The following is a 26,783-nucleotide window of genomic DNA, read 5'->3' on the forward strand; positions in this document are numbered from 1 at the left end:
TCAGAAAAGAAAAATGAAAAATTTACAAAAAGGGGGACTGCCGGGTGGACCGCTGGATCTTTCATTGCGATTGCAACAGTTTTTATGCCAGTGTGGAGCTGCTGCGCCACCCGGACCTGCGGGACAAGTGCGTGGCCGTCTGCGGCGACCCGGAGGGCCGCCACGGTATCGTGCTGGCCAAAAACGAGCCCGCCAAGCGGATGGGCGTGAAGACCGCCGAGGTCATCTGGCAGGCAAAGCGCAAATGCCCGGACCTGATTCTCCTGCCGCCCCATCGGGAATATTACCGTAAGTACTCGAAAATCATCAATGAAATATACCGTAAGTATACAGACCGGGTGGAGCCCTTCGGCATCGACGAGAGCTGGCTGGATGTGACCGGCACCTGGCAGCTGTTCGCCGAAAGTCCGGCGGCCCTGGCGGACCAGCTGCGGGCTGAGGTGAAGGCGGCCACCGGGCTGACCATCTCGGTGGGGGTGAGCTTCAACAAGGTGTTCGCAAAGCTGGGCAGCGACTACAAAAAGCCGGACGCCACCACCCTGATCACCCGGGAAAATTTCCACCAGATTGTCTGGCCTCTGCCGGCGGGGGACCTTTTGTATGTGGGTGCTTCGGCCCAGCGGCGGCTGGCCGGGATGGGCATTTCCACCATCGGCGAGCTGGCGGCGGCCCGGCCCGAGGCGCTGGCCGAGGCCCTGGGCAAGCTGGGGCTGGAGCTGAGCCGCTACGCCCGGGGCGAGGACGAGGCCCCGGTGCGCCGCTGGGGCGAAAAGGAGCCCATCAAGAGCGTGGGCAACGGCTCCACCTTCCGGCGCAACATCAAGGGCCCGGCGGAGATCCGCTCGGCGCTGAACGTGCTGGCAGACGAGGTGGCCGGGCGGCTGCGGCGGCATGGCGTCTGGGCCGGGGCGGTGCAGGTAACCATCCGGGACCCGGATTTAAAGACCATTACCCGGCAGAAGCAGCTGCCCATGAGCACCCATCTGGCCCGGGACCTGGCCAACGCCTGCTGGGAGCTGATGGAGAAAAACTGGGACATGGCCCGCCCGGTGCGAATGCTCACCGTCACCGCGCTGGCCATCACCGAGGAGCCCTTCGCGGTGCAGCAGAGCCTGTTTGACGACGCGCCCAAAACCGACCCCAAGCGGGAAAAGCTGGAAAAAAGCCTGGACGCCATCCGTAAAAAGTACGGCCGGGGAGCCATCGGGGCAGGGAGCATCCTGCACAACGATATGGGCCTGGGCGAACTGACCATCCGCCCGCAGGAGGACGAGGATGAGGAAGAGTTTGACGAAAAGGTCAAGGGCCCGCTGTGAGCATAGCACGCCCGGCGGAGAAAGATTGACGAAATGGAGAGAAACGCATGATCGAAGCGGTATTGTTTGATATGGACGGCCTGATGTTCGACACCGAGCGGATGTACCAGAAGGCCTGGCTGGAAGCGGGGCAGCAGATGGGCGTACCCATGCGCCCCGAGGTGGTGGACCGGATGCGGGGCCGCAACCGGCTGGGCTGCGCCCAGGTATGCCGGGAGGTGTTTGGCGAGGACTTCGACTTTGACGCCATGCGCACCGTCTGCCGGGCCATCATGGCCCGCTGGATCGAGGAGGACGGCCTGCCGGTGAAGCCGGGGCTGTATGAGCTGCTGGCCGAGCTGGAGCGGCGGGGCATCCCGGCGGTGCTGGCCACCAGCACCACACGGGACAGCGCCTGGGGCCACCTGCAGCGGGCCAAGGTGGACCGGTATTTTGTGGGCGCGGTCTGCGGCGATGAGGTGACCCGCTCAAAGCCCCACCCGGAGGTGTTTTTGAAGGCGGCGGCCCTGGCGGGCAAGGACCCGAAAAACTGCCTGGTTCTGGAGGACAGCCCCGCCGGAGTGCGGGCAGGCGCGGCGGCAGGCTGCTTCATCGTGATGGTGCCGGACCTGACCGGCCCGGACGAGGAGCTGAAGGCCCTGGCCGGAGCGATTCTGCCGGACCTGACCCAGGTCATCCCCCTGCTGGACCGGCCTTGAAACTGTTTTATCTATATTGTAAATACAAAAAGGAGAGAGTAAACATGATTAAACACATTGTATTGTGGGAGCTGGCGGACAAGGACCAGGCGGACGCCAACGCCGCCAAAATGAAGGAGCAGCTGGAGGCACTGGTGGGCCAGGCCCCCGGCCTTCTGAGCGCCCAGGTGGGCCGTGGCTTCGTGGGCTGCGACGTGGCCCTGATCGCCGAGCTGGAGAGCCGCGAGGCGCTGGAGGCCTACCAGAACTTCGAGCCCCATGTGGTCATCAAGAACTGGATCGGCACCATTGCAAAGAGCCGCACCGTCTGCGACTTTGAGTACTGAAGCACACGCAAACAACAAACGCCCCTTTCCCAACAGCGGGAAAGGGGCGTTTGCTTATTATAAAAGGAAGGGCTTACTGGATGCCCTTTTCGGCGCGGATGGCGGCGCTTTCTTCCTTGTCCCGCTGGTTGCGGGCGGCCACCGCGGCGGCCAGCTCGTCGGCCGTCATGGGCTTCTTCACCGCGATCAGCGCCTTGGTGGGGATGCCCTGCTCGGTGAACATGGCCTCGTGCTCGGTGCGGATGTTCCACTCCGGCTCCTCGGCGTGCAGATCGAAGGTCTTCCATACAATCTCGTAGCCCGCTTCGGGGAAGTAGTTCAGGCTGTCCCGGAAGAGGTCGTCGTCATCGGTCTTGAAGTAGATCTCGCCGTTTTCCTCCAGAATGGTCCGGTAGAGGGCCAGCTGGCGGGTGTGGGTGAGCCGGTGCTTTTTGTGGGCCAGCTTCTTGTTCCAGGGGTTGCAGAAGTTGATGTAGATGCGCTGCACTGTGTCCCGCTCGTCGAAGGCGTTCAGGATGCGCTCGATGTCCAGGCTCATGATCATCACGTTGTCCGGGGTCATGCCCTTTTCCGCGTAGATGCGCTCGATGTTCCGCTTGGCCAGAATCAGCACCTTGTCGGTGATGTCGATGCCCAGATAGTTGATGTCCGGGTGGGCGCTGGCCAGCCGGGCCAGAAAACCGCCCTTGCCGCAGCCCAGCTCCAGATGCACCGGCTGCTCCGGGCGGGCAAAGACGCTGTGCCAGCGGCCCTTGTTCTCCAGCGGGGCGTGGGCGTGGTAGTCGCAGGCCAGCAGCTCCGGCCGGGCGTAGGGTTTGAATCGCATTCTCATGTTCTATGGTTCTCCTTCACAAGTGTTTGTCTGAAACGCAATAAAAGATGCTCAGGGCTGGATGGCATCCCGCAGAAAGGCTTGTACCGCGTTGAACTCGCCGGTCAGGCTGCCCTGCACAAAGCCGGGCTTGCCGCCGCCCCGGCCCGCAAAGGCCTGGTTCAGCTGCTTGCACAGCCCCCGCAGGTCCGCCCCCGGCGCGGTGCAGGCCAGCGCGTAGGCAAGGGTGCCGTTTCCGGTGGGGCTGAAGGCCGCGCAAAGGCCGGTGGTGCGCTCGCTCAGCGCCGCGCACAGCCGCCGCAGGCCGTCCGGGCTGAGGTTCGGCCGCAGCAGAATGGCGGCTTCGCCGGGCTGCACGCCCTCGGCCAGAACCGCGAACAGCTCGTTCTCCGCCTGCACCGACCGGTAGCGGGCGGCCTCCAGCTCACTGCTCTGGCGCTGCACCGCCTCGGCCAGCTGGCCTGCCTTGGCGGACAGGGTGGCCCGGATGGTAGCTGCCTCCGCCCGCTGGGCCTCAAAGTACCGCAGGGCCCGCACGCCGCACACCACAAACAGCCGCACGCCGCTTTTGTAGTTCTGCCAGTCGATGATCTTCACCATGCCCACCTGGCCGGTGCGCTCCACATGAGTGCCGCAGCAGGCGCAGCAGTCCGCCCCGGGCACCGTCACGATGCGCACCGGGCCCTCCAGCTCCTTTTTGCTCCGGTAGGTCAGGTCCGCCAGCTCTTCCTTGGTGTGCCACACCGCCTCCACCGGCACGTTCTGCCAGATCACCCGGTTGGCCCGGGCCTCGGCCTCGGCAAGGCCTTCGTCCGAGATGGGGACGCTGGTGTCCATGGTCAGGTAGTCCTGCCCGATGTGAAAGCCCACGTTCTCGGCTCCGAACATGGCGTGCAGCGTGCCGGAGAGAATGTGCTCGCCGGTGTGCTGCTGGCTCATCTCCAGCCGGCGGTCAAGGTCCACGTTACCAGTGACCGTCTCGCCCTCTGTCAGCGGGGCGGAAAGACGATGCACCACCTGGCCGCCCTTTTCGTGCACGTCCAGCACGTCCGCGCCGCCCAGGGTGCCCCGGTCGGCGGGCTGGCCGCCCCCCTCCGGGTAAAAGGCGGTGCGGTCCAACGTCACGGCCCAGGCTTCGCCCTCCTGGGTGCAGCTGAGCACCCGGGCGGTGAACTCGCCCACCGGCGGCTGAATATAATAAAGCGCTTCGGTCTGCGTCATAAAAAGCTCCTTTGCACAAAAAAGCCCGCGGGCTGCGGGCAGGGTATCCGCTGAGTGCATCTATTATAGCACAAAAGAGCCATACTTTGCGCGCACCGATGCCATTTTGCCGCGCTTTATGCTATAATAAGAACAATTCTATACAAGACAAGAAGCCCCGGCGCGCCGTGAGGGGGAAGCCCCGGGGCCACACAGCGAAAAAGGAGCGGTTGTTATGCGGGAATGCGGCGTTTTGATGCCTGTGTCCAGCCTGCCGGGGCCTTACGGCATCGGCAGCTTCGGCAAGCAGGCCTATGCCTTTGTGGACTTTTTGGCCCAGGCGGGCCAGCAGATCTGGCAGATTTTGCCCCTTTCGCCCACCGGCTACGGTGACAGCCCCTATCAGAGCTGCTCGGCCTTTGCCATCAATCCCTATTTCATCGACCTGGACACCCTGCGGGAAGAGGGCCTGCTGGAAAAGGAAGAGTACGGCACCATCGACTGGGGCGAAAGCCCGGAGGCGGTGGACTACGGCGCGCTGTACGAGGGGCGCTTTACGGTGCTGCGGCAGGCCTATGCGCGTTTCCAGGCCTGGCTGCCGGACGATTACTACACCTTCTGCTTCTGGAACGAGGACTGGCTGGAGGACTACGCCCTCTACATGACTGCCAAGGGCCTGAACAAGATGAAGGCCTATCCGGAATGGCCTGCGCCGCTGCGCACCCGGCAGCCCCAGGCGCTGGAGCAGCTGCGGGAGGAGAACGCCGAGGAGCTGGGCTTCTGGCGCTTTTTGCAGTACCAGGGCTACCGCCAGTGGATGGCCCTGAAGGCCTACGCCAACGACAAGGGCGTGCAGATTCTGGGCGACATCCCCATCTATGTGGCGGCGGACTCCGCCGATGCCTGGGCCGGCGGCAAGCTGTTCCAGGTGGACGAGGAGGGCAAGCTCACCCGTGTGGCGGGCTGCCCGCCGGATTACTTCTCCGAGGACGGCCAGCTCTGGGGCAACCCGCTGTATGATTGGCCCCAGCACAAGGCCAGCGGCTACGCCTGGTGGATTCGCCGGGTGGAGCACGCGCTCACCATGTACGACCGGCTGCGCATCGACCACTTCCGCGCCTTTGATACCTATTACGCCATTCCCGCCGGGCGGGAAAACGCCCGGGTGGGCGACTGGGAATACGGCCCCGGTATGGACCTGTTCCGCGCCCTGGAGGCAAAGCTGGGCAAGCTGCCCATCGTGGCCGAGGACCTGGGCGATCTGTTCGACAGCGTGCGGGTGCTGCTGAAGGAGAGCGGCTACCCGGGCATGAAGGTGATGCAGTTCGCCTTCGGCGGCACACCGGAGAACGAGTACCTGCCCCATAATCACATCCCCAACTGTGTGGTTTATCCCGGTACCCACGACAACACCACCCTGCGGGACTGGCTGAAAAACGGCGATCCCAAGGAACTGGCCCGGGCCAAGAACTATCTGGGCTTGAACGCCATGGAGGGCTCGGTGCGGGGCTTTTTGCGGGGCGTGCTGTCCAGCTGCGCCAATCTGGCGGTCATCCCCATGGCCGACTGGCTGGAGCTGGGGGCCGAGGGCCGCATCAACACCCCCGGCACCGGTATGGGAAACTGGACCTGGCGCGCCAAAGAGGACGCCTTTGCTCCTGCGCTGGCCCAGCGCATCCGGCGCACCTGCGCCCGCTACGGCCGCTGCGCGCCGCTGCCCGAGCCAGAGGAAGCCCGGCCGGTGGTTCCGGTGAAGAAGTCCGCCCAGAAGGAAGAACCGGCGGAAACTGCTGCCAAGACACCCGCCGCACAAACCGCTGAGGCGGCGCAAAAAGCCGCAGCCAAGGCCGAAAAGGAATAAAGACAACCCCCTTTGGGAACAATGGCTTTAGTCGGGGCAAGCTTGCTCCGCCAGCCAGTTTCAAAGGGGGCATTTTGATGAGTGAACGAAGAAATGACCAGAACCACGGTGACAACGACAACCAGGCCGTGCTCAACGAGATCGTGCGCAATACCGAAATGGGCAAGAACAGCCTGGACCAGCTGATCGACGTGACCGACGACAAGCAATTGAAGGCCAGTCTGCTGGCCCAGCAGCAGGAGTACCGGCGCATCAACCAGCAGGCCCATGCGGCCATGGCAGCCCTGGGCGAGCAGAGCCACGGGCAGAGCCCGGCGGTGAAGCTGATGGCCAAAATGGGCATCTGGACCGAGACCCTCGCCGACCGTTCCACCCGCAACCTGGCGGATATGGTCATCCAGGGGGCGAACCAGGGTGTGATGGACTGCGAGAAGGCCCGCAAGGACCACCCGGCGGCCAGCACCGGCGCACTGGGACTGCTGAACGAATTGCAGCAGTTCGAGGAGCGCACCGCCCGCCAGATGCGGGATTTTCTGTGAATCGGGCCTGCAAAGTCATGCCGCAAGGCTCCGGTCTGAAAGGACCGGAGCCTGAACGGTTTATATGAAGGAGGAACTGCATGCGAATCGCACAGGTGAGTGAATGTACAGGCATTCACCGCAAAACCATTCATCATTACATAAAGCTTGGGCTTGTGAAGCCGGTTGCGGAACAGGAAAACGGATATTATGATTTTTCTGCGGAGGATGTGCACCGGCTGCAGTTGATCCAGCGGCTGCGCCTGCTGGATTGTCCGCTTTCCACCATCCGGGACCTGCTGGAGCATCCCCGGCTGAGCCGCTTTCTGCTGGATCGAATGATCCAGCAGAAAAAACGTCAGCTGGAGATCAGCCAGTGGCAGATCGAACAGCTGGAACGGGTCGTTCGCAAGGCTCCGCTGGATAATATGGAGGAAAGCGACCGTTTGCGGGCGGAACTGCCCCAGCGGTTGCCCGAGCCCAGGGCGGAGTTGACCCGGCAGGAAGCCTCCTTTTTGGTGAGCTATTTTTGGGGAACCTTTCTGCAGGGGCTGGAGATGAACGAATACCGCAGGTATCTGTGGGAGCGGCTGGTGGACCGGCTGATGGAAATGCATCAGCCACCGCTGCTGGCGCTGCGTGATTTTCTGGAGGACCTTACCCCTCAAAAGCTGGAGATTATGTTTGTGGAGAATAACAACCGGGTCCGCCGTATCATGGAATTGGAGCCCGAGAATATTCTCATGCAGGTGGAGCAGATGGCGAAGGAGCTGGAAAACAAACTGCGGGATGCGGCCTTTGTGCGAGACTGGCGGGAACATTATGAAACCTTTGTTCGGCCGGTCTCCGAGCTCTATGGGGATACGGAGGCGACGCGGCTGATGAGTCAGTTTACCGGCCGCTTTGAACGCTATGGGAACAATTTGCTGCAGTGCTGTTCTCGAATGCAGGCCTATCTGGAAACTCCCCAGGGGGAATCGCTGCGAGAACAGATCCGGCAGACCTTGGGCGACGCGATCGCGCTGGATGAGAAAAATCCGGGCCAGCTTGCGGTTTTACTGGTTTACTGAATGGAATGCCCCGGCGAAAGCCGGGGGATTTTTTTTGGAAAAACCATGACACAGTTAGATGGTTTTGCACCGCTGAATCTGCAGCAACCGCTTCTTTTTTGCAGGAAAGGTGGCAGGCATGGTCGGAATGCTGAATGGGGTGCGCTGGTTTTGTGTAAAATTGCTCACTTGACCGTAACATAACACGACGGTTTACAATGAGGACCGGAAACGCAACCCAGGTTGTGAAATTTACGGAAAGGTGCCAAGGAAACATGGAGAAGTCAAGTAAAACTCGGAAAATGCGAGTGGCGGCCGCAGCGTTACTGGTAACGCTGGCAATTGCGGTAAACACGGCATGTGCGGCGTTTTATCCGGCGATCACTGCGTTCATGGCGGCGAATCTGAATCCGCTGCTCAGTGGCAGAGCGGGCACGCAGGCATTGAATCTAAGCCCGGAGGAGGCCCAGCAAGCCAGCCGGGAGATGGCTCGGGAGCTGGCAGGTGAAGGCATCGTTTTGTTGGAAAATAAAAACGGTGCGCTGCCTCTGGAGCAGGGAACAAAGGTGAATCTGTTCGGATACGCTACGGTAGATCCACTGTACGGTGGAACCGGAAGTGGTGCGGGCGATACCTCGAACAATGTGGATCTGATCGAGGGACTGACTGCAAGCGGGTTTGAAGTAAACCAGGAACTGGTGAATTTTTATAAAAATTCCGGTGTGAAACGACCCAGCCAGAAGGGCTTTGTGGGGGCCAATTTTACTCCGGTAGAGGTACCGGCGGCCCAGTATGACCAGCAGCTTTTGCAGAACGCCAAGGCGTTTTCCGACACAGCGCTGGTCATGTTCTCCCGCACCGGCGGCGAGGGCGGCGACCTGCCTCAGGACATGTATGCCGCGGGCTACAGCGACACCGATGACGGTACCCATTATTTGGAACTGACCCAGGATGAGAAGGATCTGCTGGAACTGGTGAAAGCGCAGGGCTTTGCCCGGGTGATCGTGTTGATCAATTCCTCCAACGCCATGGAACTGGGATTTGTGCAGCAGGATGGCGTGGATGCGGCTCTTTGGATCGGTGGTCCCGGCTCTACCGGTTTCGAGGCAGTGGGGCAGATCCTGAGCGGAGCGGTGACCCCTTCCGGGCGCTTGACGGATACCTATGCATACGATCTTACCTCTTCTCCGGCTTATTGGAATGCGGGCAGCTTTGCCTATTCCAATCTGGAGCGGAACTATGTGGAATATGCCGAAGGCATCTATGTGGGGTACCGATTCTATGAGACCCGGTGGATCGACAATGCCACCGGCCTGTGTGACGAAGAGGCATATCGAAAGGCTGTGCAGTATCCCTTTGGTTATGGCCTGTCCTATACGGAATTTGAGCAGAGCATCCAGAACTTTTCGGCGGACGGTAAGACCATCCGCATGGAAGTGCAGGTGACCAACACCGGTGCCGTGGCCGGCAAGGATGTGGTTCAGGTGTACTATACCGCCCCCTATACTGTGGGTGGAATCGAAAAATCCCATGTGGTGCTGGCAGGGTTTGGAAAGACCAAACTGCTGGAACCCGGTGAATCCGACACCGTTTCGGTGGAATTCGCCGTGGAAGACATGGCTTCCTATGACGAAAAGAACGGCGGCAGCTATGTGCTGGAAGCGGGCGACTACCAGATCCGTCTGATGAAGAACGCCCACGAGGAGATTGACCAGCGTGTTTATTCCGTGGAGCAGACCGTGGTGTATGGACAGGACGCTCCCCGTTCCAGCGACCACCAGGCCGCGGTCAACCGGTTTGAGGATGTGAGCAGCGGTCAGATTACGCAGTATGTATCCCGTTGGGATTGGGAGGGAACGCTGCCCACCTCCCGGCAGGATGGCAAGGAGGCCAGTGCCGAGACCGTGGCTGTGTTCAGCAGTAAGCCCCAGCCCGTGCTGGAGGATGCCGAGCCCATCGCCTTTGGCCAGCATGGTCTTGTGCTGGAGGATATGAGGGGCCTGGACTATGACGATGCCAAGTGGGAGCTGCTGCTGGAGCAGCTGAGCGTGGCGGATATGACAAATATGATCGCCAACGGTGGCTGGTCCACTCCTCAGGTGGACAGCGTGGGCAAGCCCGCCACCACCGATTTGGATGGCCCGGCGGGCCTGAACAGCCTGACCAGCAATCTGAAGGGTGTTCCCTTCCCCAGCCAGGTGCTGATCGGTGCCAGCTGGAATACAGAGCTGGTGGAACGGTTCGGTCAGGTGTTCGCGGCCGAGGCAGCTGCAAACCGAGTGGTTGGTCTGTATGCGCCCGGCGCAAACATTCACCGCACCCCCTTCAGTGGCCGTAACTTTGAATACTACGCCGAGGACGGTTTGCTTTCCGGCAAACTGGCCGCTGCCATGGTAAAGGGCTGCTCCAGCCAGGGCGTGTATTGCTATGTGAAACACTTTGCACTCAATGACCAAGAGAGTGACCGGCTTTCCATCTCGGTATGGGCCAACGAGCAGTCCATGCGCGAGCTTTACCTCAAGCCCTTCGAGCTGGCTGTAAAAGAGGGTGGTACCACCGCCATCATGAGCAGCTATAACTATTTGGGCAATACCTGGGCCGGTGCCAGCTATGCTTTGCTCACTCAGGTGCTGCGGCAGGAGTGGGGCTTTGAGGGCATGGTGGTCACCGATTCCGCCATGGGCAATACCAGCTGGATGGATGTGAATCTGGCGCTGCCCGCAGGCGGCGATATGATGCTCTGCCTGATGGGGGTTACCCTGGACAGCAGCACCAACGCCATGCAGCAGGCTATGCGCCGCGCCTGCCACAATATCCTGTATACACAGGCAAACAGCGTTGCGGTCTCGGTTGCGGCAGACAACGCGCCTTACTGGCTGATGCTTCTGGCTCTGGTCGATGGGCTCATCGTGTCCGCTCTGGTGCTTCTGGTGCTGGGTGGACGCACGCTGAAGCGCCGACACAAGGCCGGCATTGTGATTGGGATCACTGTGCTTGCAGTGCTTGTGGCCCTCGTGCTGATCATGCGCGGGCCGTCTCAGCCTGCTTCGCAGTTTTCCGCCGCAGACAGCATTGCGGCATCTTCCGATTCGGCCTCTTCCGCCGGGTCCCTGCCGGTGGAAGAGACCCCGGCGGAGGGCGTGTTCCTCCAGCTGGATGGTCAGGGCGAAGGGGAGCAGAGCTGGCTGAAAAGCCATGTGACTCTGAATGAGGACGGAAGCTTCGCTCTGTACTGGGATTATAACGCGGAGAATAGCGGCATCGAGGGCGATAAGGGCAGCTGGGAGAAGCTGGAGGATGGAAGCATCCGGCTGAGCGGCCAGCGGGAGTTCACCGCCACCACGCAGGACGGCAGCACCTATGCTCTGGAGATTCTGAACGAGGAGACCGGTATTACCTGCCAGCTGAGCGGCAGTCTGGCCGGAGAGGTTTCTGCCGCAGCCCCGGCGGAGGGCGTGTTCCTCCAGCTGGATGGTCAGGGCGAAGGGGAGCAGAGCTGGCTGAAAAGCCATGTGACTCTGAATGAGGACGGAAGCTTCGCTCTGTACTGGGATTATAACGCGGAGAATAGCGGCATCGAGGGCGATAAGGGCAGCTGGGAGAAGCTGGAGGATGGAAGCATCCGGCTGAGCGGCCAGCGGGAGTTCACCGCTACCACGCAGGACGGCAGCACCTATGCTCTGGAGATTCTGAACGAGGAGACCGGTATTACCTGCCAGCTGAGCGGCAGTCTGGCCGGAGAGGCTTCTGCCGCAGCCCCGGCGGAGGGCGTGTTCCTCCAGCTGGATGGTCAGGGCGAAGGGGAGCAGAGCTGGCTGAAAAGCCATGTGACTCTGAATGAGGACGGAAGCTTCGCTCTGTACTGGGATTATAACGCGGAGAATAGCGGCATCGAGGGCGATAAGGGCAGCTGGGAGAAGCTGGAGGATGGAAGCATCCGGCTGAGCGGCCAGCGGGAGTTCACCGCTACCACGCAGGACGGCAGCACCTATGCTCTGGAGATTCTGAACGAGGAGACCGGCATTACCTGCCAGCTGAGCGGCAGTCTCCAGTAAAAAAGTAAAAAAAGACAGAAAAGGCATGTCCGTTCAGATGGCGGACATGCCTTTTTGCAGTGGAGAGAGATCAAAGGGCGTCCAGCACTACGTCCAGCAGCTGGGCCGGGTCCAGGGCGCCTGCGGTGCAGCGGTCCGCAAGATCCGCTGCAAAGGAAGCGTCGGTGGATACGTCACAAACAAAGGCCAGCCGCTGGCCGCCGGGCAGAGCCACCGCCTCGATGCCGTAGCTCACATAGCGGCCCAGCTCGGGCGTTTCAAGCTCTTGTCGAACGATCTGATAACGGATCAAGCACAACGCCCTCCTCCGCAGCAGCCGGTTTCCGGCGGGCGGCCCGCCGGGTTGCGTAACTTCCTTTCATTGAATAAATTCCCCCTTTTCATGCAGCATAACACAGGGGGGGACAAATGTCGACGAACTGCTTGTTCGGGTTTTTGCCGTTTGGGCCGCAAGGGACCATAAGACGGGTTTTCAGCGGCATAAACAGGGGCGAAAAAGGGCCGGGCTGCGGAGTTTTCCACGACTCTGCACTGAATTTGTTGAAAACTTTTCCGCGTTTAAAACGCTGAAAAGCCCTGCCGCAAAGAGGTTTTTCCGGTTCGCCCCGGCAGCGGGAAGAAAAGAATTGTTGAAAAAAGGGGACGGCGCAGGCGGCAGGGCCTGCACCGTCCCTTTGGGTTTCTTTTTCAGCTGATTTTGCGCTGGCTCAGTCCAGGGTCTCCAGCATCCGGGCCACAATGCGGGTGGCGGTGGTCACGTATTCACTGATGCTGAATTTTTTTACCACCAGAACCTCGTGGCCCGCCTCGTCGGCGTTGTCGCTCATGGCGCGCAGCACCACGCAGGGCACGTTGTTCTTGGCGGCAATCTGGGCCACGGCCGCGCCCTCCATCTCCACACAGTCCGGGTTTACCTTGGCGGCGATGGCGTTCTTGGTGGCACTGTCGCCCACGAACTGGTCGCCGGTGGCGATCTTGCCCGCAATGGCCTTCACGCCCACCTCTTCGCAGGCGGCCATGGCGGCCTTGACCATCTCCTCATCACCGGGGTATTCAGCGGTGAAGGGAGCGGACTGGGCGATCATGTCGTCCTGGGCGTCGTGGTAAATCACGGTCTTGCCCACCACCACGTCGCCGATGCCGATTTTGGCGGTCATGTTGCCGGCGATGCCGGAGAAGATGATGCGCTGAGCGCCGAATTTAGTAATAAGTACCTGGGTGGTGGCGGCGGCGTTGGCCTTGCCCATACCGGCGCAGCAGACCACCACCTGTTTGTCGCCCAGCATGCCCCGGTGGTACTCCACCCCGGCGTAGGGCTCGATGGATACCCCGTCCAGCAAAGCGCACAGCTGCTCCACTTCGTCGGGCATGGCGCCCATGATGCCGATGATCTCCATATGCTCCTCCTTTGGATCAGACGTTGAACAGGAACTCGATGATGTCGCCGTCCTGCACCACGTACTCCTTGCCCTCGGTGTGCTGCAGGCCCTTGGCCTTCACGGTGGCCATGTTGAAGTCGCAGGCGGCGAAGTCGTCGTAATGCACCACGCTGGCGCGGATGAAGCCGCGCTCGAAGTCGGAATGGATCTTGCCCGCGGCCTGGGGAGCCTTGGTGCCCTTGCGGATGGTCCAGGCGCGGCACTCCTTCTTGCCGTCGGTCAGGTAGGAGATCAGGCCCAGCAGGCTGTAGCTGGCCTTGATCAGGTTGTCAAGACCGGTGGCCTCAATGCCCATCTCGTGCAGGAACTCTTTCTTCTCCTCGGGGGAGTAGTCGGCGATGTCCTCCTCGGTCTTGGCGCAGATGGGAATGCACTCCGCGCCCTCCTCGGCGGCCAGCTTCTTCACGGCCTGGTAGTGCACGTTCTCGTCCATGCCCTCCATCAGGTCGTCCTCGCTCATGTTGGCGGCGTAGATCACCGGCTTGTAGGTGAGCAGGCCCATCTCCTTCAGCTGCAGCGCCTGGTCCTCGTCCTCCAGGTCGAAGTCGAAGCTGCGGGCGTTCTTGCCCTTGCCCAGATGGTCGGCCAGCTGCTCCAGCCAGGCGGCGGAGGCGCCGGCCTTCTTGTCGCCGGTCTTGGCGGCCTTGGCGAAGCGGGCGGCCCGGTTGGAAACGACCTCCAGGTCGCTCAGAATCAGCTCGGTGTCGATGGTCTCGATGTCGCGCAGGGGGTCCACGCTGCCGTCCACATGCACGATGTCGGTGCCGCCGAAGCAGCGAACCACATGCACAATGGCGTCACACTCGCGGATGTTGCCCAGGAACTTGTTGCCCAGACCCTCGCCCTTGGAAGCGCCCTTCACCAGACCGGCGATGTCCACGAACTCCACGATGGCGGGGGTCTTCTTGTTGGTCTCCCAGATTTCGGCCAGCTTGTCCAGCCGGGCGTCCGGCACGGGCACGATGCCGGTGTTGGGGTCGATGGTGCAGAAGGGGTAGTTGGCCGCGGCGGCGTTCTTGGTGCTGGTGATGGCGTTGAACAGGGTGCTCTTGCCCACGTTGGGCAGGCCCACAATACCTAATTTCATAATTCGATCTATCTCCTTAATTTTTCTTGCTGGTTCCAGGGCAAGCGCTTTGGCTGCCGCTCCGTTCGCGTTCCGCGCCCGATTCTGGGCGGAGGGCATGGAGCAAAAGCGCACACCACGACATGATAATGATAGCATATACGGCCCCGTTTCTCAAGGTGCATTGCCGAACTGGCCATTGAAGAAAATGAATACATCACAAACCCACTCCGATGAATTGTACGGAATAATTGGCCGCTCTTGTGCGTCTGGGACGGCAGTACAGAAATGCCTTTTTTCTTGAGCAAGATCGTCGCTGGATATGTCTAGTGAATACACAGCACGGGACTGTCTACCCCTATTCTCAAAGCGGAGTCAGGTTGCAGAGCGTCTCCGCAGCCGCTGTTTGAGGATATTGATCAACTTTTGGATTACAATGGAGAAAATGATACCGAAGACCACATAGATCAGCAACATTTGGTCCAGTCCTTTGGGTTTATAGAACCACCAGATATCTGTCTTGTAGCTGAGCCAGTCAAAGTCTTCAAAGCCCCAGCCCAGCAGGTTTATTGTAGCGAATATGGTTTTGACTACCATGAACCCCAGAATATGATTCATCATGATGGAATAGGTGTTGTCGGCTACTAAGTTAACCCATTTGCTGCGCCCCACAACCGGACTGAGGATAGTGGCGATGCGCATCCACAGCGCGATGCGCACAAATCCCACTACGATGGGAAAAACAGGACCGTCAACGAAATCGTTGCACCAGGAGGGGGTGTACTGGGGGACTCTGCCTAGATACCATATAATCAGCAAATTGATCAAAAAGACTGCTGAAAAATACCAGAAACTGGGAACCTTTCGGTCGTATTTTTCCAGAACGCTTTTATAAAAGATCCCAAGAGCGTAAAAAGGGACAAAATAGAGGGTGCGAACTATGATTAGCTGCCAGCCGTACACAAAGCCGGAACAGACCAGCTGGTTGCCTAGGATACCTAATGCCAGCCCTATAACAAAGAAAACTGTCTCTGGAATGTTCTTGTGGATACTTTTCAATAGTTTGCGACCCAGAATATTGCCCAACTCGGTCAGAAAAATGGAGTGATGAACCAGCCGCCTAGATTGTAGCCGAACTGATGACCGTCAATGAGCGGCATGATGATGATGTTATGCAAGGTGAAGTCTGCCCCGATTGTAAAACCTTTTGTGCGAAGTAGTTGCACGATGAGTCCGTAGATAATGGTGTAGAGATACAGTGGGACAATTAGTGTCTTAATCTTTTTCCAGATGTACCGGCCAACGTGGGATTCGGAATCACTCTTGTAGAAATAGCCCGAGCAGAATACAAACAGGGCCACCTGAAATCCAGTATAAGGAAACCAATCAGTCAGCAGGTAAAGTCCGCCTCCCTGGGCATGGCTGGCACATACTAGATAGATGCCCACAACGTATAGAATTTTGAATCGATAGTCGATTTTTTTGCTGCCCGTTGCCATTGGCCAATCCTCCATATACCCGAGAACTCATATTTATGATTTCGGCATGATTTTTTATTATACGCAGGGCTCTGAAGCGTGTCAACTGATAGAGCGATTAGTGCGGTCAACTGATAGAGCGATTAGTGCGGTGTTCTTTTTTTGTCCACATTTCTATTGTATAATAAATACAATTAGCTGAAACAATCCGGGCCGCGGGGCATCCCTGCGGCCCGGTAAAAGAAAAAGGAGCGGGAGAATATGCCCAACCAGAAAATTTTGATCGTGGACGATGACCAGAACATCTGCGAACTGCTGCGCTTGTATCTGGCCAAGGAAGGCTACGAGACCCTGATCGCACACGACGGCGAAAAGGCCCTGGAGCTGTTTGAACAGAACAAGCCCAATATGGTGCTGCTGGATGTGATGATGCCCAAGATGGACGGCTGGGAGGTCTGCCGCCGTATCCGCGCCCAGGCCAACACCCCCATCATCATGCTCACCGCCAAGGGCGAGACCTTCGACAAGGTGCTGGGCCTGGAGCTGGGCGCCGACGACTATGTGGTCAAGCCCTTTGACTCCAAAGAGGTGGTGGCCCGCATCAAGGCGGTGCTGCGCCGCTGCAACCCGGAGGAGTCCGGCAAGGACGGCGTGATCCAGTTCGAGAACCTCTCGCTGGACATGAGCCGCTACGAGCTGAAGGTGAAGGGCAAGGTGGTGGAGGCCCCCCCCAAGGAGCTGGAGCTGCTGGCCTATCTTGCCGGTCATCCCAACCGGGTGTTCACCCGCGACCAGCTGCTGGACGAGGTGTGGGGCTTCGAGTATTACGGCGACTCCCGCACCATCGACGTGCACATCAAGCGCCTGCGGGAAAAGCTGGAGGGCGCCAGCGACCAGTGGAGCCTGAAGACCGTCTGGGGCGTGGGCTACAAGTTTGAAGCAAAGGATTGATCGCGCGTGAGAAAAAGCATCAGTTCCATGTATTTCAGCACCACCGCCATTCTGCTCATCGTGAGCACGGCGGTGATGGGCCTGATCCAGATGTATCTGGTGATGGGCTATTTCCAGGAGGATAAGCGCAGCACCCTGAACGACGTGGTGCAGGTGACCGCCATGCAGGTGCAGGAGGATTCCCCCCTGCGCCGCCTGCTGGAGGACGAAAGCGCCCGCACCACGGTGCAGGACCAGATGAAGCTGATCGGCCGCACCAGCAGCACCAACCTGCTGCTCACCGACGCTTCCGGCCAGGTGATGCTGTATACCCAGAACGAGGCCGAGCAGCTGATCGGCAGCCAGGTGGACGCTGAGATCCTGCGCCAGGCTCAGGACGAGGACGGTTTTTTTGAGACCGGCAACCTGGGCGGGCTGTACGCCGGAAAATACTATACCGTGGGCCGGGTCATGCGGGACGAAACCGGCGCGGCCAGCGGCTATGTGTTCGCCTCGGCCAGCGCGGCCAGCCTGAACGTGTTCGTGAGCGACATGTTCTCCATCTTTGTGCTCAGTGCCGGTTTACTGCTTCTGGCGGCCAGCCTGCTGGCCATCTTTGTGACCAACCGGCTCACCACTCCGCTGCGGCGCATCAGCGAGGCTGCCCGCAAGTTCGGCAGCGGCGATTTCAGCGTGCGCGTTCCGGTGGACGGCAACGACGAGGTGGCCCAGCTGGCGGTGACCTTTAATAATATGGCCCGCAACCTGGAGACCATCGATTCCTCCCGGGCCAGCTTCATGGGCAACATTGCCCACGAGCTGCGCACCCCCATGACCAGCATCAAGGGCTTTATCGACGGCATGCTGGACGGTACCATTCCTGACGACATGCGCCAGCACTATCTGGGCCTGGTGAGCCAGGAGGTGGGCCGCCTGACCCGCCTGATCCAGAACATGCTGGACATCTCCAAGCTGGAGGCGGGCGAGTACCGGGTGAACGCCCAGAGCTATGATATCTGGGAGAGCATCACCGGCGTGGTGTTCAGCGCCGAGCAGCGCATCCAGAACCAGCATGTGGAGATTCAGGGCCTGGCTCCCACCCGCACTCCGGTCTACGCGGACCAGGACCTGGTGTATCAGGTGCTCTACAACATTCTGGACAATGCCCTCAAGTTCACCCCCGAGGGCGGCTACATCCGCTTCTCGGTGAAAAAGAGCGGCGGCATGGTCACGGTGTCCATCCGGAACTCCGGCCAGGGCATCGGGGCGGACGCACTGCCCTTCGTGTTCGAGCGGTTCTACAAAGAGGATAAGAGCCGGGGCCTGAACGCCCGGGGCAGCGGCCTGGGGCTGCACATCTGCAAGATTCTGGTGGGCCTTTCCGGCGGCAAGATCTGGGCCGAGAGCGAGGAGGGCCAGTGGTGCCAGTTCAACTTCACCCTGCCCTGCGAGGCACCGCCGGAGCAGCGGCGCAAGCAGGCCGGGAAAAAGTAAAAAATAAGAGGTGCGGTTTCCGACCAATGGGCTGGGAAGCCGGCGTGACATAAGAAAACGACGCCGGAAAAGGGCCGCTTTTGCGGGATTGCAGCGTCAAAGCCCCTTGACAACCACCAAGGGTGCCTGCGGGCCTTTTCCTTGCACTCCCATCAAAATCGGGCCTTTTCCGGTGCTTCGCAGTTCTGCCCCAGGATTTTGGATGCAGAAAGTACGAAAAGGGGCGGAGCAAGCCTTGGTGGCTTGCCCGCCCCTTTGAATATTTTGTGCGCCAAAATCCTACGGCAGAACCGTCGTTTTCTTGTGCCACACCGGCTAAACCGCGCTTTTTGTTGTTTTTGTGCAAAAAACGTGAAAAGGGTTATGGCGGTTTGCTTTTTAGCGGGAAATAGGATAAAATTATACTGTATATCTTTGCGCACGCTCTGACGTTTTACGATTTGTAGAGCGGGCCCGTTGCGCGTGATCCATAAGGAGGACCTTTTCCCATGACTCAACTGAGCCCCTCAATCCTGGCGGCGGATTTCGCCCGCCTGGGTGATGAATGCCGCCAGGTGCTGAATGCCGGAGCCGACATGCTGCACTTCGATGTGATGGACGGCTGCTTTGTGCCCAACATCAGCTTTGGCGTGCCGGTGCTGCAAAGCCTGCACAAGGCCCTGCCCGAGGCCTTTTTCGACGTACATCTGATGATCCGCCGCCCGCTGGACTATGTGGAGGCCTTTGTGAAGGCCGGCGCGGGCTGCATCACCTTCCATCTGGAGAGCGAGAGCGATCCGGGCGAAACCATCGACGCCATCCATGCGGCGGGCTGCAAGGCAGGCCTGTCCATCAAGCCGGGCACCCCGGCAAGCGCGGTTCTGCCTTACCTGGACCGGCTGGAGCTGGTGCTGGTGATGAGCGTGGAGCCGGGCTTCGGCGGCCAGAAGTTCATGCCCAGCGCGCTGGATAAGCTCAGGGAGCTGCGCGCCGCGTGCGATGCCCGTGGCCTTTCGCCCTGGCTGGAGGTGGACGGCGGCGTGGACGCGGTGACCGGCCCCGAGTGTGTGGCCGCGGGCGCCAATCTTCTGGTGGCAGGCAGCGCGGTGTTCGGCAAGGCCGACATGGCCGCCGCCGTGCGCGGGCTGAAAAGCCTGTGAACGGCCCAAATTTTGCAACGAAGGGAGCAGAGCACTTGAAGGAACAACAACTGGCCCGGATCCGGCAGGATAAGGGCGTTCATGCAGATCTGTTTTATATGTGCCTGCCGCTGCTGGCCATGGCCTTTGCCTTTTACGGGCTGCGGTCGGTGCTTTTGTGCGGCACGGCGTTGATCGCCGCCAACCTGAGCGACCGTCTGGTGGCCTGGCTGCGGCACAAACCCTACGAAAAAGGCGAGTGGAGCAGCGAGGCCTTTGCCTTTATGCTGGCACTCATTCTGCCCGCCACGGTGAGCTACTATGTGGTAATCGTGGGCGCGGTGGCGGCGGTGCTGCTGGGTAAGGAGGCCTTTGGCGGCTACGGCTGTTATGTATTCCATCCCACTGCCGTGGGGTATGCGGTGGTGGCAGTGAGCTGGCCCGAGCAGGTCTTCCGCTATCCGGAGGCCCAGCTGTTCCAGAGCTTGCCGCTGGGCAGCGTTTCCGGCGTGCAGCTGGTGGATTCGCCCCTGCATTCCTTGAAGACCGGCGGCTTGCCCACACTGGACAATACCACCCTGTTCCTGGGCAACTACGCGGGCCCCATGGGCGTGACCGCGCTGCTGGTGATTCTGGCCTGCGCACTGTTTTTGGCAAACCGGCGCAGCCTGCATCTGAGCGTGGTGTTCAGCTTTCTGATCACCTGCGCGCTGGTGGCCTTTGTGGCCCCCCGCCTGGGCGACATTCCCGCCTTCAGCATGCCCTGGACCTACGTGTCTGACCGGCTGGCGGTGATGAAGTACGAGCTGTGCAGCGGCGGTTTGCTGTTCGCGGCGGTCTATCTGATGGCGGACCCGGTGATCTGCCCCACCAACCGGATCTCCCGCATTCTGTACGGGGCGCTCACCGGCTTCATGGCCATGATGTTCCGCTACTACGGCAACTACGAGACCGGCGTATGCTTCGCCATACTGGCAATGAACGCCTTCTCCGGCTGGCTGGACCGGGCCGTGCTTCGCATCCTGCACCGAAAGGGGGTTGTGCGCCGTGAACTCTAAGAAGGCGAAATACCTGTCGGAAAACATGGAGCGCATCGCCCGGCGGGACCGGGTCTTTCTGAACAACCCGGTCATCATGCAGGGCATGGGCCTTGCGCCGCTGGTGGTTGCCGCCACCAACGGCATGAATGCGCTGATGCTCAGCGTGGCGGTGCTGTTCCTGCTGACCCCCACCCGGGTGGTGGCGGCCATGATCTGCCGCACCGGCCGGGGCCAGCTGCGGGCGCTGGTGTACTGCTTCACCAGTTCGATTCTGTACATCGGCGTATACTTTGCGCTGCGTGCCATCTTTGACGTGGAGATTCTGCAGCTGGGTGTCTATCTGCCCATGCTGGTGGTGGAGCCGCTGATCATCAAGCGGTACGAGCGGCCTCAGCCCGAGCGGGTGATGACCGCCCTGCGCAAGGGCCTGCGCACCACCATGGGTTACGTGCTGGTGCTGCTGCTCATGGGCTGCCTGCGGGAGATTCTGGCCGCGGGCACCCTGTTCGGCGCACACATTCCCCGGCTGAACACCACCCTGCTGCCCATGGCCAGCCTGCCCGCAGGCGGGTTCATCCTGCTGGGTGTGGTGTGCGCCATCTGGCGCGGCCTGGTTCGGGCGTATAAAAAACATGTGCATACGGAGGCGAGACGAGGCGAATGATGGAAGTAGTAAAAGCCTGCAGCACCTTCTTTTTGTATGCTGTAACGGCGATTTTCGCGGAAAACGCGGTGTTTGGCCGGGCGATGGGCGTGTCCCGCCTGGTAAAACTGGTGGAGGATTCCACCGTGGACACCCTCACCTTCGGGGGCCTTTTGTGTTTGATCCAGCTGGTGGCGGCGCCGCTCACCTACTGGGTGAACCTGCTGCTCACCCCGCTGAGCTGGCGCAACGCCGTGCGCCCGTTTCTGTTCATTCTGTGCAGCACGGTGGCCTTCTTCGTGGTGCTGGGCGTGCTGCTGCTGGTGCTGAAGGAAAAAGCCCGCCGTATGCTGGCGGTGCTGCCCATGGCCACCTTCAACACCGCAGTGCTGGGCGTGCTGCTCATCGCTGCCACCCAGAGCTTCAACCTGGTGCAGACCATGGGCTTTGCGCTGGGCAGCGGTGTGGGCTACACCGCCGCCGTGGTGGTGGTGAGCGAGGGCCAGCGGCGTATGCGGCAGGACATGGTCCCCGGCAGCTTCAAGGGCCTGCCCATTACTCTGATTTACATTGGTATCCTGGCGCTGGCCATTTACGGCTTTACCGGGCACCGGATCTCCATTGGATGACACAGCGCGAGGGCGCACAAAGCTCCCACGCGGAAAGGCGGCTTGATTTCGTATGGCAAAGAAAAACCTGGGCAAAGTAAAGCGGTACCGGCGCAGCTTTTACACCGGCCGGCAGCGCGCTGCGCGCATCATCGGCGGCGCGGTGGCACTGGTGGCCCTGTTCGTGGCGGGCTGGCTGGTGGGCCCCGCAGTGATCAATTTCGGCACCAGCACCTGGTACAGCATCATGCGGGACGATTCCGAAAAAAAACCTGCCAGTACCTCGCAGAGCGTTTCCCAGCCTGAGGGCACCGGCACAGAAAGCCAGAGCCAGGCGGCCAGTGAGCCTCAGCCCACGGCGCAGCCTCAGGCAGAGGACGATATGACCCAGGGCAGCTGGGCCTTTGTGGACCCGGCCAGCCTGACCGGTGCGGACGCGGCAGCTCAGCTGGCAAGCCAGCTGGCGGGTGAGGGCGTGCGCTACGCGGTGGTGACCCTGAAGGACAGCACCGGCAGTGTGTACTACGCCAGTGCGCTGGAAGCCGCGGCCTCCAGCCTTTCCACCACCCAGATCGACGGCGCCACGGTGGCCTCTGCCCTCAAGGCGGAGGGCATTGTGCCGGTGGCGGGCGTCTGCGCCTTCCAGGACCCCCTGGCGGCCAGCGCCAACCGGGAGATGGCGGTGAAGTATCAGGGCACCGATTACCTGTGGCTGGACGCTGCCCAGGATGCGGGCGGCAAAGCCTGGCTGAATCCTTATTCCAGCGCCGCGGTGGAATACATCGGCGGCATCATTGATGAGGCGAAGGCCATGGGCTTTGAGCAGATCTGGCTCACCGGCGTGCAGCTGCCCACCACCGCGGGCCGTGACAAGGCCAGCTACGGCGATACCGCGGGCGTGACCGAGGCTCAGTGCCTGGCAAACGCCCTGGCCGCCTGGCAGGAAAAGGCCACCTGTTGGGTGGAGTACCCGCTGAGCGTGGCCAGCGGCCAGGAGACCCGCCTGACCGGCGGTACCATCGACGCGCTGGGCATTGAGAATCTGGCCATCCAGGTGAGCGGCGAGCTCACCGAGGAGACCCAGACCCAGCTGGACGCTGCCAAGGCTGCGGCCGCAGGCTGCGATTATGTGGGCGTGCGCACCGGCGACGTGTTTGCAGTGGAGGCGGGCCAATGAGCCAGCCCTGCTTTTGCCCCGGTGAACTGCTGCTGCCCGGCAAGGCCATTCGCCCCGAGCAGTGGGCCTGCCCCTCGGCAGGCGCACTGAGCCGGGAGAGCTGGCAGGAGCTGGAGGCCCGGGGAGAGAACGCCCCCGGCATCATGCGGCTGCTGGTGCCGGACGCGCTGCTCCAGCGGGTGGAAACCCGGGAGCGGCTGGCCGCAGCAAAAGCGGCCATGGAACCGGCGGAAGAGACCCTGACGAGGGCAGTGAAGGGCGTTGTCTATCTGGAGCGCACCCTGCCCGATGGCCGGGTGCGCCGGGGCCTGGTGGGCCTGGTGGACCTGGAGCAATACGATTTTGCCCAGGGCAGCCGCACCCCGGTGCGGGCGCCCGAGGCGCTGGCCGCCCGGCAGGTGCTGCCCCGGCTGGACCGCTGGGAGGACGCGGCGCTGCAGAGCAGCCACATTCTGCTGGCAGCGGACAAAAGCGAGGCAGAGCTGTTTGCTCCCCTGGCGGACATACAAAAGGAAGAGCCCCTCTATGAGGGAAACCTGTGCTACGGCGGCGGCAGCGTGAAGGGCTGGGCGGTGGAGGACACCGTTCGTTTGAGCGCGCTGGCAGCGCTGTTCGACGCGGATAAAGCGCCCGAAGGCGCGGCGCTGCTGGCCCCGGTGAGCGGCGCAGAGGACCTGGCCGCCGCCCGGGCCTTCTGGATGCTGGTCAAAGAAGAACTGAGCGAAGCCGAGCGGGAAGAGCATCCCGCCCGGTTCTGCATGGCCGAGGTGTGCAGCATTCAGAGCCCCGGCCTGCGCCTTGCCCCCGCCCACCGGCTGGTGATGGGGGTGCAGGGCCTGCCGCTGCTGGCGGCCTTCCGAACCTGGTGCACCGGGCAGGGAGTGCGTCTGGAGGACAGCCCCGCACCGGAAAGCCTTCGCCCGCTGTGCTTTGTGTACGGGGCCTGGCAGCGAAAGGTGTGGCCCACCGGCGGCCGGTGGCCGCTGGCTGCTGGCCTTCTGGAGGCCTTTTTGCAGGATTACCTGCAGGCAAACCCCGCCTGCTTTACCGACCGGCTGGCCGATGAGGCCGAGCTGCGGGAGCTGGCGGCGGACGGCAACACCGGCATTTTGCTGAGTGAGACAAATGAGGATCTGTTCCGGGGCCTTGCGGGGGCTGATTTTCTGCCCCTGGGGCTGTTTGCGCCCCTTGCGGCCCGGCAGCAGCGATACGAGCTAGAGTGCAGGCGCATCCGCTGAAAGCGCCGCGCCCCGGCTTGTTTCAGGCAGGGACCGCGCCCGGAGAACGGGTGCGGTGCCGCCTTTTAGGAAAGCGATTTTTGGAGGATTATGAATTTTAGCGAACTGAAACTGACCCGCCCGCTGCTCAAGGCAGTGGAGGAACAGGGCTACAAGACCCCTTCGCCCATCCAGGCCAAGGCGATTCCGCCGGTGCTGGCCGGGTACGACCTGCTGGGCTGCGCCCAGACCGGCACCGGAAAGACTGCCGCCTTCGCGCTGCCCATTCTGCAGCGGCTGGCCGCCAGCCATCCCTCCCACAAGGGGGTGCGGGCCCTGATTCTGACCCCCACCCGGGAGCTGGCGCTGCAGATCGACGAGTGCTTCGCCAATTACGGCCGGTACCTGAACGTGAGCCACTGTGTGGTGTTCGGCGGCGTGGGCCAGCAGCCCCAGGTGGACGCGCTGCGCCGCGGCGCGGACGTGCTCACCGCCTGCCCGGGCCGGTTGAACGACCTGATCGGCCAGGGCCACGTGGACCTGAGCCGGCTGGAGATCTTCGTGCTGGACGAGGCGGACCGGATGCTGGACATGGGCTTCGTGAACGACGTGAAAAAGGTCATCCGCCACCTGCCCGCCCAGCGCCAGAACCTGCTGTTCAGCGCCACCATGCCCAAGGAGATTGAGCAGCTGGCCAACAGCATCCTGAAAAAGCCGGTCACCGTGAAGGTGGACCCGGTGAGCAGCACCGTGGACCGCATCCGGCAGAGCCTTTATTTTGTGAACAAGCCGGACAAAAAGCGGCTGCTGGCGAAGCTCCTGGCCGACCCGGCGGTGACCAGCGCGCTGGTGTTCAGCCGCACCAAGCACGGGGCCAATGCCATCGCCACCTTCCTGAACAAGCAGGGCATCAGGGCGGCGGCCATCCACGGCAACAAGAGCCAGAGCGCCCGTGTGGCCGCGCTGGAAAGCTTCAAGGCGGGGAAGATCCGCGCCCTGGTGGCCACCGACATCGCCGCCCGGGGCATCGACATCAGCGAGCTTTCCCATGTGTTCAACTTTGACCTGCCCGAGGTGCCCGAAACCTATGTGCACCGCATCGGCCGCACCGGCCGGGCCGGGGCTGAGGGCGTGGCCATCAGCTTCTGCAGCCCGGAGGAGAAGGAGTACCTGGCGGGCATTGAAAAGCTGAACCGGAAAAAGATTCCGGTGCTGGAGCTGCCGGACCTGGGCGAGCGCCCGGTCCCGGAGGTCCCGGCCCGGGCCGTACCCCGTCCGGAGCGGGAAAAGGCAAAGCCCGAACAGCGGGCAGAAAAACCCAAAACCGAACAAAAGCAGGCCGTCAAAGCGCCTGAAAAACAGCAGGAGGTTAGCATCGTGGAAGAAAAGAACACCCAGGCTGGCCAGCCCCTTTCGGCCAGTGCAAAGCGCCGCCGTCGCCGTCGCCGTGCGGCAGGCAAGGCTGCGGAAGCAGCAGCCCAGGAAAACGCAAAGCGGGAGGAGCGCCCCGAGCGCAATGAACGGAATGATCGCAATGACCGGCCGGCGGAAAAGCAGGCCGCAAAGCAGGCCGCTTCCGGCCGGGAAAAGGCCCAGAGCGGCCGCGGCCAGCAGAAGAACGCCGCCCGCCCCGAGCAAAAGCAGAGCCAGCGGAATTCCGGCCGCGGCCAGCAAAAGCCCGCCCGTGCGGAAAAGCAGCCCCGTCAGGCAGCCCCGCTTAAGGACGAGGACCCGGGCCTGCTGCTGATCTCCCGCAAGCCTCCGGCTCAGAAGTTTGCCAGCTTTGAGGAGTACATGAAGAGCCACGGCGGCTTCTCCGAGCCCATTGAGGGCGAGGCGGAGGAATGAGCGGCTTCGTATGCCCGGTGTGCGGCAAGCCCCTGAGCGAGAGCGGCGGTGCGGTGCGCTGCGCGGCGAACCACGGCTTCGACAAGGCAAAAGAGGGCTATGTGAACCTTTTGCTGGCCAGCCGGATGCGCACCAAGGCCCCCGGCGACAGCAAGGAGATGGTGGTCGCCCGCAACCGGTTTCTGAACGGGGGCGGCTATGCCCCCTTCGCCGCTGAGCTGGCCCGGCTGTGCGCCGAACTGGCCCGCAAAAAGGGCGGCGTGCTGCACATTCTGGACGCAGGCTGCGGCGAGGGTTATTACGACGAAGCCATCTGCGCCGAGCTGGAGCGGCAGGGCCTGCCCTTCCGGCTGGCCGGGTTCGACATCAGCAAGGCCGCGGTGCGGCTGGCGGCAAAGCGTAAGCTGCCCGGCGCACAGTTCGCGGTGGCCAGCAGCTTCGCCGCCCCGGTGGAAAGCGGCTGGGCCGATGTGGTGCTGAACATCTTTTCCCCCTTTGCAGGGGAGGAGTTCCACCGCTGTCTCGCGCCCGGCGGCACCCTGATCTATGCGGTGCCCACCGCGGATCACCTGATGGGCCTAAAGGACGTGCTCTACGACGAGCCCTATGAAAACCCCTGCCAGCAGGTGGACTATCAGGGCTTTGCCCTGGCCGGGGAAACCCGGGTGGAGGAGAGCATCACCGTGGAGGGGCAGGCCATCGGCGATCTGTTCGCCATGACCCCCTACTACTGGAAGACCCCCGCCGAGGGCAGCGCCCGTCTGGCTAAGCTGGAGCGGCTGGAAACCCCCATCGGGTTCCGCTTTTTGCTCTACGACCGGCGGGATTGATAAAAAAGAGTCATTTTTGTTGCCGCTGCAACGCAGAGGT

Annotated in this window: 24 protein-coding genes; 17 read left to right on the top strand and 7 right to left on the bottom strand. The window is 61.5% G+C overall.

All coding sequences use genetic code 11. The annotated features are described in order from the left end of the window. The first annotated feature begins 44 nt into the window (after positions 1 to 44). The 3 genes from PH256_RS06265 to PH256_RS06275 are packed head-to-tail and all read left to right on the top strand — an operon-like array spanning position 45 to position 2,340. On the top strand, positions 45 to 1,316 hold the full coding sequence (locus PH256_RS06265) for a DNA polymerase Y family protein (RefSeq protein ID WP_270913425.1): 1,272 nt from the start codon (positions 45 to 47) through the stop codon (positions 1,314 to 1,316). A 47-nt stretch (positions 1,317 to 1,363) separates the two neighbouring features. After that, positions 1,364 to 2,014, top strand: a complete 651-nt coding sequence (locus tag PH256_RS06270) for an HAD family hydrolase (protein WP_270913427.1) — start codon at positions 1,364 to 1,366, stop codon at positions 2,012 to 2,014. 44 nt (positions 2,015 to 2,058) lie between these two features. Next, positions 2,059 to 2,340: a Dabb family protein gene (locus PH256_RS06275; RefSeq protein ID WP_270913428.1), complete on the top strand. Its 282-nt coding sequence runs from the start codon at positions 2,059 to 2,061 to the stop codon at positions 2,338 to 2,340. 73 nt (positions 2,341 to 2,413) lie between these two features. Here PH256_RS06275 and trmB read toward each other — a convergent pair whose 3' ends face one another. Both trmB and PH256_RS06285 read right to left on the bottom strand, forming a co-directional pair. Continuing rightward, a complete protein-coding gene (gene trmB / locus PH256_RS06280; protein ID WP_270913429.1) occupies positions 2,414 to 3,172 on the bottom strand; it encodes a tRNA (guanosine(46)-N7)-methyltransferase TrmB in 759 nt (252 codons plus the stop codon). Between the two features lie 51 nt (positions 3,173 to 3,223). Continuing rightward, the gene (locus PH256_RS06285; protein WP_270913431.1) at positions 3,224 to 4,393 is read right to left on the bottom strand and encodes an alanyl-tRNA editing protein; all 1,170 of its coding nucleotides are present in this window, start codon (positions 4,391 to 4,393) and stop codon (positions 3,224 to 3,226) included. Positions 4,394 to 4,607: 214 nt separating this feature from the next. On the opposite strand from PH256_RS06285, the gene malQ reads away from it, so the two are divergent. The 4 genes from malQ to PH256_RS06305 all read left to right on the top strand — a co-directional run bounded on the left by malQ (position 4,608) and on the right by PH256_RS06305 (position 11,855). Beyond that, positions 4,608 to 6,233, top strand: a complete 1,626-nt coding sequence (malQ, locus tag PH256_RS06290; RefSeq protein WP_270913433.1) for a 4-alpha-glucanotransferase — start codon at positions 4,608 to 4,610, stop codon at positions 6,231 to 6,233. 77 nt (positions 6,234 to 6,310) lie between these two features. Then, complete coding sequence (locus PH256_RS06295) at positions 6,311 to 6,772, top strand: hypothetical protein (protein ID WP_087183187.1); 462 nt, start codon at positions 6,311 to 6,313, stop codon at positions 6,770 to 6,772. 80 nt (positions 6,773 to 6,852) lie between these two features. After that, positions 6,853 to 7,821: a helix-turn-helix domain-containing protein gene (locus tag PH256_RS06300; protein WP_270913436.1), complete on the top strand. Its 969-nt coding sequence runs from the start codon at positions 6,853 to 6,855 to the stop codon at positions 7,819 to 7,821. A gap of 371 nt (positions 7,822 to 8,192) precedes the next feature. Beyond that, a complete protein-coding gene (locus PH256_RS06305) occupies positions 8,193 to 11,855 on the top strand; it encodes a beta-glucosidase (protein ID WP_270913438.1) in 3,663 nt (1,220 codons plus the stop codon). 70 nt (positions 11,856 to 11,925) lie between these two features. Here the strand turns inward: PH256_RS06305 and PH256_RS06310 are convergent, their stop codons facing one another. The 5 genes from PH256_RS06310 to PH256_RS06330 form a co-directional block, all read right to left on the bottom strand. Continuing rightward, complete coding sequence (locus PH256_RS06310; protein ID WP_087183188.1) at positions 11,926 to 12,147, bottom strand: hypothetical protein; 222 nt, start codon at positions 12,145 to 12,147, stop codon at positions 11,926 to 11,928. 415 nt (positions 12,148 to 12,562) lie between these two features. Next, positions 12,563 to 13,252, bottom strand: coding sequence for a 5'-methylthioadenosine/adenosylhomocysteine nucleosidase (locus PH256_RS06315; RefSeq protein ID WP_087183189.1), 690 nt, complete (start codon positions 13,250 to 13,252; stop codon positions 12,563 to 12,565). Positions 13,253 to 13,268: 16 nt separating this feature from the next. Then, positions 13,269 to 14,381, bottom strand: a complete 1,113-nt coding sequence (gene ychF, locus PH256_RS06320; RefSeq protein ID WP_087183190.1) for a redox-regulated ATPase YchF — start codon at positions 14,379 to 14,381, stop codon at positions 13,269 to 13,271. A gap of 354 nt (positions 14,382 to 14,735) precedes the next feature. After that, positions 14,736 to 15,446: a hypothetical protein gene (locus tag PH256_RS06325; protein WP_270913440.1), complete on the bottom strand. Its 711-nt coding sequence runs from the start codon at positions 15,444 to 15,446 to the stop codon at positions 14,736 to 14,738. A 5-nt stretch (positions 15,447 to 15,451) separates the two neighbouring features. Next, positions 15,452 to 15,874 (bottom strand): hypothetical protein, encoded by a 423-nt coding sequence (locus PH256_RS06330; protein ID WP_270913441.1) that lies wholly within the window; start codon positions 15,872 to 15,874, stop codon positions 15,452 to 15,454. Between the two features lie 225 nt (positions 15,875 to 16,099). Here PH256_RS06330 and PH256_RS06335 point away from each other — a divergent pair, with 225 nt between their 5' ends. The 10 genes from PH256_RS06335 to PH256_RS06380 all read left to right on the top strand — a co-directional run bounded on the left by PH256_RS06335 (position 16,100) and on the right by PH256_RS06380 (position 26,743). Continuing rightward, positions 16,100 to 16,789 carry a response regulator transcription factor gene (locus tag PH256_RS06335; RefSeq protein ID WP_087183195.1) on the top strand — a complete coding sequence of 230 codons (690 nt, stop codon included), beginning with the start codon at positions 16,100 to 16,102 and terminating at the stop codon, positions 16,787 to 16,789. Between the two features lie 6 nt (positions 16,790 to 16,795). Beyond that, the gene (locus tag PH256_RS06340) at positions 16,796 to 18,262 is read left to right on the top strand and encodes a sensor histidine kinase (protein ID WP_270913442.1); all 1,467 of its coding nucleotides are present in this window, start codon (positions 16,796 to 16,798) and stop codon (positions 18,260 to 18,262) included. Positions 18,263 to 18,750: 488 nt separating this feature from the next. After that, on the top strand, positions 18,751 to 19,401 hold the full coding sequence (gene rpe / locus PH256_RS06345) for a ribulose-phosphate 3-epimerase (RefSeq protein ID WP_270913443.1): 651 nt from the start codon (positions 18,751 to 18,753) through the stop codon (positions 19,399 to 19,401). 35 nt (positions 19,402 to 19,436) lie between these two features. Beyond that, the gene (locus tag PH256_RS06350; RefSeq protein WP_270913445.1) at positions 19,437 to 20,438 is read left to right on the top strand and encodes an RnfABCDGE type electron transport complex subunit D; all 1,002 of its coding nucleotides are present in this window, start codon (positions 19,437 to 19,439) and stop codon (positions 20,436 to 20,438) included. Then, positions 20,428 to 21,084 carry an Rnf-Nqr domain containing protein gene (locus PH256_RS06355; RefSeq protein ID WP_242956091.1) on the top strand — a complete coding sequence of 219 codons (657 nt, stop codon included), beginning with the start codon at positions 20,428 to 20,430 and terminating at the stop codon, positions 21,082 to 21,084. Before PH256_RS06350 ends, PH256_RS06355 begins: the two co-directional genes overlap by 11 nt. Continuing rightward, positions 21,081 to 21,692 carry an Rnf-Nqr domain containing protein gene (locus PH256_RS06360; protein ID WP_087183199.1) on the top strand — a complete coding sequence of 204 codons (612 nt, stop codon included), beginning with the start codon at positions 21,081 to 21,083 and terminating at the stop codon, positions 21,690 to 21,692. The genes PH256_RS06355 and PH256_RS06360 overlap by 4 nt, the downstream gene beginning before the upstream one ends. 52 nt (positions 21,693 to 21,744) lie before the next feature. Next, a complete protein-coding gene (locus PH256_RS06365; RefSeq protein ID WP_270913447.1) occupies positions 21,745 to 22,848 on the top strand; it encodes a putative glycoside hydrolase in 1,104 nt (367 codons plus the stop codon). After that, positions 22,845 to 24,086, top strand: a complete 1,242-nt coding sequence (locus PH256_RS06370; RefSeq protein ID WP_270913449.1) for a DUF1015 family protein — start codon at positions 22,845 to 22,847, stop codon at positions 24,084 to 24,086. The genes PH256_RS06365 and PH256_RS06370 overlap by 4 nt, the downstream gene beginning before the upstream one ends. A 90-nt stretch (positions 24,087 to 24,176) precedes the next feature. After that, positions 24,177 to 25,913 (top strand): DEAD/DEAH box helicase, encoded by a 1,737-nt coding sequence (locus PH256_RS06375; RefSeq protein WP_270913451.1) that lies wholly within the window; start codon positions 24,177 to 24,179, stop codon positions 25,911 to 25,913. Further along, complete coding sequence (locus PH256_RS06380) at positions 25,910 to 26,743, top strand: putative RNA methyltransferase (protein ID WP_270913453.1); 834 nt, start codon at positions 25,910 to 25,912, stop codon at positions 26,741 to 26,743. The genes PH256_RS06375 and PH256_RS06380 overlap by 4 nt, the downstream gene beginning before the upstream one ends. Positions 26,744 to 26,783: the final 40 nt, after the last annotated feature.

This window comes from Allofournierella sp. CML151 (assembly GCF_027853465.1).
Lineage (GTDB): Bacteria > Bacillota > Clostridia > Oscillospirales > Ruminococcaceae > Allofournierella.

What these genes read in the sequence shown, in the direction of transcription:
- rpe (WP_270913443.1), top strand. Translation starts at nt 18,751, where the DNA reads ATGACTCAACTGAGCCCCTCAATCCTGGCGGCGGATTTCGCCCGCCTG.
- PH256_RS06370 (WP_270913449.1), top strand. Translation starts at nt 22,845, where the DNA reads ATGAGCCAGCCCTGCTTTTGCCCCGGTGAACTGCTGCTGCCCGGCAAG.
- PH256_RS06335 (WP_087183195.1), top strand. Translation starts at nt 16,100, where the DNA reads ATGCCCAACCAGAAAATTTTGATCGTGGACGATGACCAGAACATCTGC.
- PH256_RS06360 (WP_087183199.1), top strand. Translation starts at nt 21,081, where the DNA reads ATGATGGAAGTAGTAAAAGCCTGCAGCACCTTCTTTTTGTATGCTGTA.
- PH256_RS06285 (WP_270913431.1), bottom strand. Translation starts at nt 4,393, where the DNA reads ATGACGCAGACCGAAGCGCTTTATTATATTCAGCCGCCGGTGGGCGAG.
- PH256_RS06305 (WP_270913438.1), top strand. Translation starts at nt 8,193, where the DNA reads ATGGCGGCGAATCTGAATCCGCTGCTCAGTGGCAGAGCGGGCACGCAG.
- PH256_RS06315 (WP_087183189.1), bottom strand. Translation starts at nt 13,252, where the DNA reads ATGGAGATCATCGGCATCATGGGCGCCATGCCCGACGAAGTGGAGCAG.
- PH256_RS06275 (WP_270913428.1), top strand. Translation starts at nt 2,059, where the DNA reads ATGATTAAACACATTGTATTGTGGGAGCTGGCGGACAAGGACCAGGCG.
- PH256_RS06375 (WP_270913451.1), top strand. Translation starts at nt 24,177, where the DNA reads ATGAATTTTAGCGAACTGAAACTGACCCGCCCGCTGCTCAAGGCAGTG.
- PH256_RS06295 (WP_087183187.1), top strand. Translation starts at nt 6,311, where the DNA reads ATGAGTGAACGAAGAAATGACCAGAACCACGGTGACAACGACAACCAG.
- malQ (WP_270913433.1), top strand. Translation starts at nt 4,608, where the DNA reads ATGCGGGAATGCGGCGTTTTGATGCCTGTGTCCAGCCTGCCGGGGCCT.
- trmB (WP_270913429.1), bottom strand. Translation starts at nt 3,172, where the DNA reads ATGAGAATGCGATTCAAACCCTACGCCCGGCCGGAGCTGCTGGCCTGC.
- PH256_RS06270 (WP_270913427.1), top strand. Translation starts at nt 1,364, where the DNA reads ATGATCGAAGCGGTATTGTTTGATATGGACGGCCTGATGTTCGACACC.
- PH256_RS06330 (WP_270913441.1), bottom strand. Translation starts at nt 15,874, where the DNA reads ATGGAGGATTGGCCAATGGCAACGGGCAGCAAAAAAATCGACTATCGA.
- PH256_RS06365 (WP_270913447.1), top strand. Translation starts at nt 21,745, where the DNA reads ATGGCAAAGAAAAACCTGGGCAAAGTAAAGCGGTACCGGCGCAGCTTT.
- PH256_RS06380 (WP_270913453.1), top strand. Translation starts at nt 25,910, where the DNA reads ATGAGCGGCTTCGTATGCCCGGTGTGCGGCAAGCCCCTGAGCGAGAGC.
- PH256_RS06300 (WP_270913436.1), top strand. Translation starts at nt 6,853, where the DNA reads ATGCGAATCGCACAGGTGAGTGAATGTACAGGCATTCACCGCAAAACC.
- ychF (WP_087183190.1), bottom strand. Translation starts at nt 14,381, where the DNA reads ATGAAATTAGGTATTGTGGGCCTGCCCAACGTGGGCAAGAGCACCCTG.